This window comes from Nocardiopsis sp. NPDC055824, assembly GCF_053616335.1.
Genome location: NZ_JBSHDN010000226.1, coordinates 1 through 9,699 on the forward strand (window position 1 = coordinate 1; position 9,699 = coordinate 9,699).

Genomic DNA, 9,699 nt, shown 5'->3' on the forward strand with positions numbered 1-9,699 from the left:
GTCCGTGCGGGGCCCGGTCCGCGCGGACCGGCGCCGGGAGGCCCCGGGGCCGGCGGCACGCCCGCCGGGCCCCGGGCCCACCGCCCCTCAGGACGCGCCGACGGCCTCCGGTGCGACCTGGCGGGTGGTGATGATCCCGTCCACCAGGCCGTACTCCTTGGCCTGCTGCGCGGTGAAGATCTTGTCCCGGTCGGTGTCGGCGCGCAGCCGCTCCACCGTCTGCCCCGTGTGCCGCGCCAGGATCTCCTCCACCTGCGAGCGCACCCGCAGGATCTCGCCCGCCTGGATCTCCAGGTCGGCGGCGACGCCCTGGCCCTCGCCCGAGGGCTGGTGCAGCAGGACCCGCGCGTGCTCCAGCGCGAGCCGCTTGCCGGGCGCGCCCGCCGCGAGGAGCACCGCCGCCGCGGAGGCCGCCTGGCCCATGCACACCGTGGCGACGTCGGCGCGCACGAACCGCATGGTGTCGTAGACCGCCGTCAGCGCGGTGTTCGAGCCGCCCGGCGAGTTGATGTACAGCTGGATGTCGGCGTCGCTGGACTCGTAGTCGAGGTGGAGCATCTGCGCCATGACCACGTTCGCGACGTCGTCGTCGATCGGGGTGCCCAGGAAGACGATCCGCTCCGACAGCAGCCGGCTGAAGACGTCGAAGGACCGCTCGCCGTGGGGCGTGCGCTCCACGACCATCGGCACCGTGTACCGCCCGCTCATCGGGTTCCCCCCGCCGTGCCCGTGGCGAAGCCGGGGGCGTGCGTGCCCAGCCGGATGCCGCCGCCGTCGACCTCGGCCACGGACGCGACCACGTGGTCGACGAACCCGTAGTCCCTGGCCTCCTCCGCGGTGAACCAGGCGTCGCGGTGCTGGTCCCGGGAGATGGTCTCCTCCGACTGCCCGGTGTGCCGGGCGATCAGCCGCACCATGGTCTGCTTGGTGTGCGCGAGGTTCTCCGCCTGGATGGCGATGTCGGCGGCGGTCCCGCCGAGCCCCCCGCTGGGCTGGTGCATCATGATGCGCGCGTGCGGGAGGCTGTAGCGCTTCCCGGGGGCTCCGACGCAGGCCAGGAACTGGCCCATGCTGGCGGCGAACCCCATGACCAGCGTGGACACGTCGTTGGGGATGAAGTTCATCGTGTCGTAGACGGCCAGCCCCGCGGAGACGGAGCCGCCGGGGCTGTTGACGGCCAGCGTGATGTCCTTGTGCGGGTCCTCGTCGGCGAGCAGCAGCAGCTGGGCGCAGACCCGGTTCGCGCTGGTCTCGTCGACCTGGGTGCCCAGCAGCACGATGCGGCTGCGCATGAGGCGCGCCGCCATCTGGTCGTCGAAGGCCGCCCCCGCCGCCTCGTGCGAGGCGACGGGAAGTGGGTGGATGGACATGGAACCCTCCTCGTCCGGCCCTCCGTGGCGGGATGGTCGCCCGCCCGGCCGGTGGTTCCAGCCTGCGGCCGCGGCCCCCGCGGCTTCCACTGTTTCGGCCCGCCGCAGATCTGCCCCTGGCAGACCCCGTTCCGCGCCCGAAGGGGGAAGGGGCCCACGTCCGGGGGTGTGCACGTGCGAACAGGCGTGCATCGGTTTATGCGGTGGAATGCGCCGATGCCCGTGTGTAATTGTCGTGCATGCGGGGAGAGCTTATAGATTTCCGATCGAAATGTATACCCCGGGGTGATACATCCCTGTCCCGAGAAGGTTTCTTGCGAAGTCGGTGGCGGGCATCTCGGCTGTTCATGGTCTCGGAGGTGTATTTTTGGTCGACCTCTGACAGTGTTTATGTTCCTGGAAACAGGAAATGGGGGGTGCGATTATGCTCCGATGTTGAGTGGTGGCCATTGGGTGGTGTTCGGTTGGAGATACAAATCCTCTCCCAGGAGCCCCGGATACTGGTCGGCGGTCGGCTGGTGGAGCTGGGACCCCCGAAGGAACGGCTCGTCCTCGCGATCCTTGCCCACTCGGCGGGAAAGGTCGTGCCGGTCCGGGTGCTGATCGACCGGGTGTGGGGTCAGGACACACCGGCCTCGATCCGTACCAGCCTCTACTCGCACATCACCCGCATCCGCAGGCGCCTGCGGGAGGCGGGGGCGGAGAACCGGCTGGAATCCCGGTCCCACGGATACGTCTTGGAGGCCACTCCCGACTCCGTTGATCTGTATCGAGCTCAAAGACTGTGCGGGGACGGCGAGAAGCGCCTACGGGAAGGGGAGCACCAATCTGCGGCCGAACTCCTTTCACAGGCTTTGGGGCTCTGGAAGGGTGATCCGCTCGTCGGGGTCCCGGGGGCATGGGCCGAAGCCACACGCGACCGTATCGAGGAGATCCGTCTGAAGGTGCTCATGCGCTGGGCCGAGGCCCAGGCGGAGCTGGGTGAGTACGACGAGGCCGCCGATCGCCTTGCCGAGGCCTGCGCTCAGAGTCCTGGAAACGATTCGCTGGTCCACACCCGAATGCGCGTCCTTGCTGCGGCCGGCCGCCAGAGCGAGGCCGTCGAGTGCTACGGGGAATTGCGTGACTTCTATCGGGAGGAACGCGGAGTCGAGCCGAACCCGCGGACACGAAGACTCTTCCAGGAGCTTCTCGAGGGGGACCGGCGGACGGAGGAAAGGGCGTCCGCTCCCGAACGGCGAGTGGACGGGCCGGGTCCCGTCGTCTTCGACAACCTCGAAGCCGGGCTGCCGGACTTCGTCACCCGTGAGGCGGAACTCGAGAGGCTCCTTGCCGGAGCCCGGACCGCTACCGCCACCACTGTCGTCCAGGTGGTGGAGGGAAGCGCGGGTGTCGGTAAAACGTCGCTCGCCGTCAAAGCGGCCCAGATCCTGCGCGAGGACTACGACGTCGTCATCCACCTGCTCCTTCGTGGGACGAATGGTCCTGTCCAGCCCGCGCACGCGCTCCACCGACTGTTGCTCATGCTGGGGGTGCCTCACGAGCAGATACCCCAGGGGGTCGGGGCCCGAGCGGACCTGTGGCGGACCCGTCTCTCCCGGCGCCGTGCACTCATCGTCCTGGATGACGCCGTCCGGGGGCAGGTGGCGCCACTGGTCCCGGGGGTGGCAGGCAGTACCGTCCTGGTGACCAGCCGCCAAAAGCTCACGGAACTGGACGGCGCGCGCACCTTGACCCTCGGACCGCTGTCCCCCTCCGATTCCGTCCGGATGCTCTCGGCCCTCACGGGCAAGGCCGCCGAGCCGGAGGCGGCCGGACGGCTGGCGTCGCTGCTCGGCGGGCTTCCCCTCGGCCTCCGCCTGGCCGCAGGCCGCTTGCGCCGACACCCCACATGGCCCCTCGACTACCTCGCAGACCGGATCGCACGGAACGGCATCGAAGAGGTATCGGCCGGTGAACGGGATCTGACCTCGGTCTTCGAGCTTTCCTACACGGACCTGAGTCCGAGAGCACGGTCCGCGTTCCTGGCCATGGGGATGCACCCGACGGCGGAGGCCTCTCTCCACGTGGTCGCCGCAGTACTGGGGGACTGGGATGGAGCAGAGGGGGCGATGGAGGAGCTTCTCGGCGTCCACCTGGTGGAGGAGGCGGAACCGAATGCGTATCGGATGCACGAGCTTCTGAGGAGCTTTGCGCGGCATCGGGCAACCGAAGTGCTGTCACCGGGCGAGCGCCGCAGTGTGGGGCACAGGTTCCTCGACCACTACCTCGCGATCGCCGACGTGGTGGACCGTGCGGTCGCGCCTGGCCGTTCCCGTCTGGACGTACGACCGACACACACGTCGCGCCTCCCCCGTTTCGAGGACGCCCGTGAGGCGGGGCAGTGGTTCTCGACACATTTCCCGGAGATAGAGGCTGCGGTCGGGTACGCACACTCGCACGGATTCATGGGGCATGCGGCCCGCATTCCCCTGGCATTGGCCGGCCTGTTGGACAAGTACGGTCCGTGGGACGGTGCCGAGGCCCTCTACCTCGGGGCCGTCGAGGCGTGGCGCTGGATTGGCAGGGGGCCGGGGCTCGGCAGGGCCCTGTACGAACTGGGCCGGGTGCGGTGGCGACTGCGCGATCTTCCCGCCGCGGTGGAGGACATCCGGGCGGCCCTGGCGGAGAGCGAGCGGCGAGGCGACCGGACAGGCCATGCCTGGGCGATGGACCAGCTCGGTCTGATTCGCCAGCGTTCCGGCGACGACCGGGGCGCTCTAGCCGAGTACCGGGAAGCACTGACGGAGTTCCGTGCCCTGGGTGACGACCGGGGTGTGGCCCAGGTGTTCAACCACATGGGGATCAGCCAGAGCATCTTGGGGCAGTACGAGGCTTCCGAGGCATCCCTCACGACGTCGGTCGCGCTCCACCGCTTGCTCGGTGACATCAACTCTGCAGCCCAGGTGCAGATGAACCTCTCGAGGGGGCTCTACCTGAACGGATACCACCGCGACGTGAGAAGGGCGTGTGAGCGTGGTCTGGCCGTCTTCAAGCAGACCGGCGACGACCGCTCCGTCGCAAAAGTCATGCAGGGCATGGGCCTGGTGGCCGAGTACAAGCACCAGTACGAGGAAGCGCTCGACTGTTTCACGGAGGCACGGCGGCTGCTCCGGAGCCGGGAGGACGAGGCCGAGATCATCGAGGCCGACGCCGGCCTCGCTGCTGCCCTTCTCGGCCTTGGTCGGCACGATGAGGCCGACGCGCTTCTGGAGTCGGCCCTGAGGCGCGTTCGTGCCCTGGGAGTGCCGGAACTCGAGGCGCGACTGCTGCTCGTCCAGGGCGACGCGCGTGTGGAGGATCGACGCTTTTCGGAGGCGCGCCTGTGTTACCGCAACGCCCGTGAGTTGGCCAGGCGCGGAGGGGAGCGCTCGTACGAGGCGAGGGCTCACGACCTTCTCGGTGACCTGCTCCGCCGCGAGGGGCGTGAGAGTGAGGCGCTCGAACACTGGAACCGCGCGATCATCCTTCTCAAAGGGGTGCAAAACCCCCATTTGGGATCGATACGCATCAAGGTGGAAATGTGTTCTCGATTCGGTAGTTGAGTACTAGGTCGCCTAGGCGTAATGAGCGTGGTTTGTCCGCTAGGATCTGGTGCATCACCCCGTAGGTTCTCTGCGGTCTGGTGAAGCGGTTGGGGCTCTGTGTCTGACCGGTGAATCATGATGATCCGATAGTGGGGGAGCAAAGGCGCTCATGCCTCCTGAGGTAAATTCCGACCTTCGTAAACTTGGCGCGGCCCAGTCGCGTCGAGCGAAGGCAAATTCCGGCCCTCGTGAGCTTGGCGCGGCCCAGTCGCGTCGAGCGGTGGCCCACATGTGGCCCTGGTTCTTCTAGGGCTCCGAGCAGGGTGTTCAGGCTGACGCAAGTTCTCGGTCAGCCTGACTCAAGGTCCCGCAAGGGGGCCGCAAGGGTTTTTTAATAATTCCCCCAGATGGGTGCTTCATTGTTGCTTCCAGCTTGATCTTAGAGCTGGAAGGGGAAAGCAATGGGATATGGATTTCAAGGTTGGCGGGGAGATTCTGTCGGGCCTGTCGCCCCAGTTACTTTCGAAGTCGAGAGAACTCTTCTCGTGCTTCTCGAAAACAGGCAGGCGGCAAACCGGGTCGATGATTTTCTCGGAATGTTCGAGCAGGACAGGCGCATCCAGGTGGTTTTCGCTGTAGGTCGGGGCTCGCGTTTCGAGCGGAGTGCTGAGGCCTACACCCGGAACCTCGACGGCTTCGTCCTGACAGCCGATCAGGTGGAGCGCTTCGAGTTCGACCTGGCTATCGCAGCGAACAACAGTCACAACAGCCACCTTGAAAAGGTGCGGGCACCGACCCTCGTCATACCGCACGGGGTCGGTTTCTCCAAGATCGTCAAGGCTGCGACCGGCTACGGGCCTCCACTGGTGCGTCCGCCGGTGAACGATGCTGTTTATTCCAACCTTGTCCGATACGGCAGGGTCATTCCGGCGGCGATCGGTGTTTCCCACGAGAATCATCGTGCCATCCTCGCCAATGTGGTTCCTGAGTCTCTTGAGGTGACCCATCTCGTGGGTGACCCGTGCCTCGACAGGGCTTTGATGTCTCGTCCCGAACGGGAACGCTACCGGCAAGCCATCGGAGTGGGAGATGGTGAGAGGCTCGTACTCCTGTCGAGTTCTTGGGGAAGGCGCTCTCTTCTGGGGCGTCACCCCGGTCTGCTCGAACAGCTCATGGACGACCTCCCGCATGACCACGTCGCCGCTGTGAACATCCATCCGGGAGTCTGGTCCGCTCACGGAGGGCGTCAGGTTCACGCCTGGCTCGCCGGAGCCCGTCGGCGCGGCCTTCGGGTCCTCGCCGAGAACTCCCCGTGGCTGGGTCTGCACGTCGCCGCAGACGTTGTCATCGGCGACCATGGATCCACCACCTATGTGTCCAGTGCCCTCGGAACTCCAGTGCTCCTCGCCAGTGGTGACCTCACCTACCTGGCTCCCGGATCACCCCTGGAGGCGTTGCACCGGTATGCGCCCGTCTACGAGCCGACTCGACCCCTGATGCCGCAGATCGAGAAGACTGCCGAAAGTCACGACCCCCGACAAGCCTCCCTCTTCACCTCGTTGCTCACCTCCGCCCCTGGGCGGTCCGCGGAATTGCTGCGCGCACTCGTCTACCGCCTGATGAACCTGTCAGAGCCCGTTGGCGCGGCCTCTCTACCGGAGGTTGCGGTACCGAGATTCGTCGGTGGAGGGGCAGGAGAGGGGGTGTCGGTCGCGTGAAACCGACAAGGGCGCGGGCGGCGCTGTCCAGAGTGACCCTTTTTCCCGCCCTCGACCGCAGCACCCCTCTCCTCCTGGACGAGCACCTTGTGGTGGTCGCAGGCCCCCATACGGAGCGATGTTGGCTCTTGGCGGCGGACGTCGTCCTTCTGCCCAGGGACGGTGACCTCAGCCCCGAAAGAACGTTCGGAGACCTTGTTGGAAGCAGTGTGGTCGCAAGCCTGGGTCTGCCCTCGTCAGTGCATGTGCGAGGAGTGCCGGACGGCTTGACGGTGGCGGCAGACGTCCCTGCGTGGGTGGTGGCTTCCGTTGCCTATGCCTGGTTGACGGCAGGGGGGTGCGTTGAGGGGCTGGAGGCGTTCCTCGCGTCAGCCGAGCTCAGCTCTCCTCGAGTTGTCGGAGGGCGTCCAGACCTCGCCGCGTCTCTTCGGTCTGGGGAGCGGACAGCGAGGTGTAGATGGAGAGCGCTCGTGTGAGCTGACGTCGCGCTTCGCCGAACTGCCCGGATTCCCGGGCAGCATCGGCGAACATGACCCGGACACGGGCCTCCTCCGTTTCCGCCCTCAGGTCACGGCTGAGCCCGAGCGCTTCCTCCAGAACAGGCACGGCGTCCGGAAATCGTCCTGCGCTGATGTACGCAGAGGCAAGACCGACCAGGGCTCGGAGGCGCATATAGGCTTCAGTGCTTTCAGGAAGATCCTTCAGGGCTCTGGTGAAGTAACGGACGGATGCTTCGTGGTCTCCCATTGCGGAGGCGGCCTGGCCCAGGCGTCGGTGGACCAGGACGATGCCGCGCTCCATCCCGATCTCCTGGTAGATGCGTAGGGCCTCTCGGAAGCAGTCAAGGGCTTTCCTCGGTCGACCACGGTCGAGCTCGAGCACGCCGTAACCCTCCAACGCGGCGGTACGGCCGACGACGTGGTCGGCCCGTCGCCACAACGGGAGAGCTCGGTGATAGCTGTCACCGGCTTGGTCCAGTCTTCCGAGTGTGCGTTGGAGGGCGGCCAGGACCGACAGGAGATACGCCTGGGCGGCGGGGTCGTCGATGGCCTCGGCGGAGGCCAGGCCGGTCGTGTAGGCCTCCTCCCAGGCGGTGTAGTGCTTGCGCAGCATGAAGAGGTTGCGCAGGGCTTCGCACAGCTGCCAGCACACGGAGTGGCGGCCGGTGCCGTGGGCGAGGCGCACGCACGCGCGCAGGCACTCCAGTTCGGCCTCCAACCAGTCCAGGGCCTCGGCGCGCGAACCGAACACGCGCCGGGGCGGCCGGTCGAACACGGGCGCCAGGTGCCAGCGGCCCGGGTTGAGGGTCCGGTCGGCGGCGGCGGACGTCTCCAGGTAGAAGTCCAGCACCCGGTCCACGGCGGCCTCGCGTTCGGAGCCCTCCCCGCAGCCCTCCTCCGCCAGGGCCCGGGCGTGCAGCCGCGCGAGGTCGTGCTGCCGGAGCCGCCCGTCGGCCCCCTCCTCCAAGAGGCTGGCGGCCACCAGGTCCGTCAGCAGGTCCTCGGCGTCGTCGTCCGGCACGCCGGCGAGGGCCGCGGCGGCCTCGGGGGTGAGGTCCCGGCCGGGCGCCAGGCCGAGCAGCCGGTACATGCGCCGGGCCGGTTCGGACAGGAGGGCGTAGGAGGCGTTGAACGCGGTGTCCACGGACAGCTCCCGTGTCTGGCTGAGCGCGGCCAGGCGCCCGTGCTCCCCCGACAGCCGCGACACCAGTCGGCTCAGCGGCTGGTGGGGGCGGTCGGTGAGGCCGCTGACGGCCGCCCTCAGGGCCAGCGGCAGCCGCCCGCACAGGTCCACCAGCTCCCGGGCCGAGGCGGGTTCGGCGCCGGTGCGGCCGTCGGAGAGCATGAGCGACACCAGGCGGACGGCCTCCGGCTCGTCCAGGGGCCGCACCTCGAGCAGTTCGGCGCCGTCGAGGCGGAGCCCGGCGAGGTGCAGGCGGGACGTGACCACGACCAGGTGCGGCCCCCGGCCCGGGAGGAGGGCGCGGACCTGGGCGGCCGAGAGCGCGTTGTCCAGCAGGACGGAGATCCCCAGGCCGTGGGTGCGGGAGCGGAACGCCGCCGCACGCGCCCCCGTGTCGTGCGGGATGGCGCCGGGGTCGACGTGCAGGGCCCGCAGGAACCCGTCCAGGACGTCGCCGGTGTCGGCGGGGCCCGGCTCGCCGAACCCCTGGAGGTCGGCGTAGAGCGCCCCGTCGGGGAAGGCCCCGGCGTTCTCCTCCAGGAAGTGGGTGGCCAGAGCGGTCTTGCCGACGCCGCCGGTCCCGCTGAGCACGACGACGCGCCCTCCGCCCCCCTCGCGGGCCTGCCGGCCGACGGAGTCCAGGAGGCGGGACTCCCGCTCGCGGTCGGTGAAGAACCGCGGGGTGTGCGGGATCTGCCGGGGGACCCTGTGCCGGTGCGGCGGTCCCGCGCCCACGCCCACGCCGCCGTACACGGTGCCCACCTGGATCACCGTGCCGTGGTTGTCTCCGGTGACGCTGTTCCCGGGGGGCCCGGGTCCCGTCCGGTCGCGGTCCTTCTCGGGGGGCATGGGCTTCTCTCGATGCCAAGAGGCCGACAGAGGGAAGACCTACCCCCTGCCGTTCCCGGTCAATCCCCCCGCTGCTCCCGGGCGGTCCGCGGCCCCCGTACAGGCCCGGGTCCTGCCGGGAAGAGGGGGGAAGGGGGCAAAAAAAGCGGCAAAAGAGTCGTTCAGGGGATGGACTCGCCGTGTTTTCCCCTCCCGGCAATGGGCACGGGGAGAGGGCATCTACGTGGGGGAGGAACCTGTGGAGATCACCGGAATCATCAGTGCGATCATCGTCGGCCTCATCATCGGAGCACTGGGCCGCCTCGTCGTGCCGGGGAAGCAGCATCTGCCGATCTGGCTCACCCTGCTCCTGGGCATCGTGGCCGCCTTCCTCGGCGGCTGGATCGGGGCGATGATCTGGGACCAGTTCCTTTTCATCCTGGTCATCCAGGTTCTTGTCGCCGCGGGAATCGTCTACCTGGCGGACGGGATGTACTCGAAGAACGCGAGGGGGACCGCCTAGCGGAACCGCCC

The 9,699-nt window shown here is 68.2% G+C and carries 6 protein-coding genes; 3 read left to right on the forward strand and 3 right to left on the reverse strand.

Translation table 11 applies throughout. From position 1 onward, the window contains the following. Positions 1 to 87 precede the first annotated feature (87 nt). Complete coding sequence (locus tag ACWGL3_RS28145) at positions 88 to 708, reverse strand: ATP-dependent Clp protease proteolytic subunit (protein WP_267946911.1); 621 nt, start codon at positions 706 to 708, stop codon at positions 88 to 90. Further along, positions 705 to 1,370: a ClpP family protease gene (locus tag ACWGL3_RS28150; protein ID WP_267946910.1), complete on the reverse strand. Its 666-nt coding sequence runs from the start codon at positions 1,368 to 1,370 to the stop codon at positions 705 to 707. Before ACWGL3_RS28150 ends, ACWGL3_RS28145 begins: the two co-directional genes overlap by 4 nt. Positions 1,371 to 1,834: 464 nt before the next feature. Here ACWGL3_RS28150 and ACWGL3_RS28155 point away from each other — a divergent pair, with 464 nt between their 5' ends. Together ACWGL3_RS28155 and ACWGL3_RS28160 are read left to right on the forward strand one after the other, a co-directional pair. Beyond that, complete coding sequence (locus ACWGL3_RS28155; protein WP_452461989.1) at positions 1,835 to 4,954, forward strand: BTAD domain-containing putative transcriptional regulator; 3,120 nt, start codon at positions 1,835 to 1,837, stop codon at positions 4,952 to 4,954. Positions 4,955 to 5,481: 527 nt separating this feature from the next. Next, the gene (locus tag ACWGL3_RS28160; protein WP_452461990.1) at positions 5,482 to 6,654 is read left to right on the forward strand and encodes a hypothetical protein; all 1,173 of its coding nucleotides are present in this window, start codon (positions 5,482 to 5,484) and stop codon (positions 6,652 to 6,654) included. 378 nt (positions 6,655 to 7,032) lie between these two features. Here the strand turns inward: ACWGL3_RS28160 and ACWGL3_RS28165 are convergent, their stop codons facing one another. Continuing rightward, positions 7,033 to 9,186, reverse strand: coding sequence for a tetratricopeptide repeat protein (locus tag ACWGL3_RS28165; RefSeq protein ID WP_452461991.1), 2,154 nt, complete (start codon positions 9,184 to 9,186; stop codon positions 7,033 to 7,035). A gap of 238 nt (positions 9,187 to 9,424) precedes the next feature. Between ACWGL3_RS28165 and ACWGL3_RS28170 the strand changes: the two genes are divergently transcribed. Next, positions 9,425 to 9,688 (forward strand): GlsB/YeaQ/YmgE family stress response membrane protein, encoded by a 264-nt coding sequence (locus tag ACWGL3_RS28170; protein ID WP_267946905.1) that lies wholly within the window; start codon positions 9,425 to 9,427, stop codon positions 9,686 to 9,688. Positions 9,689 to 9,699 lie beyond the last annotated feature (11 nt).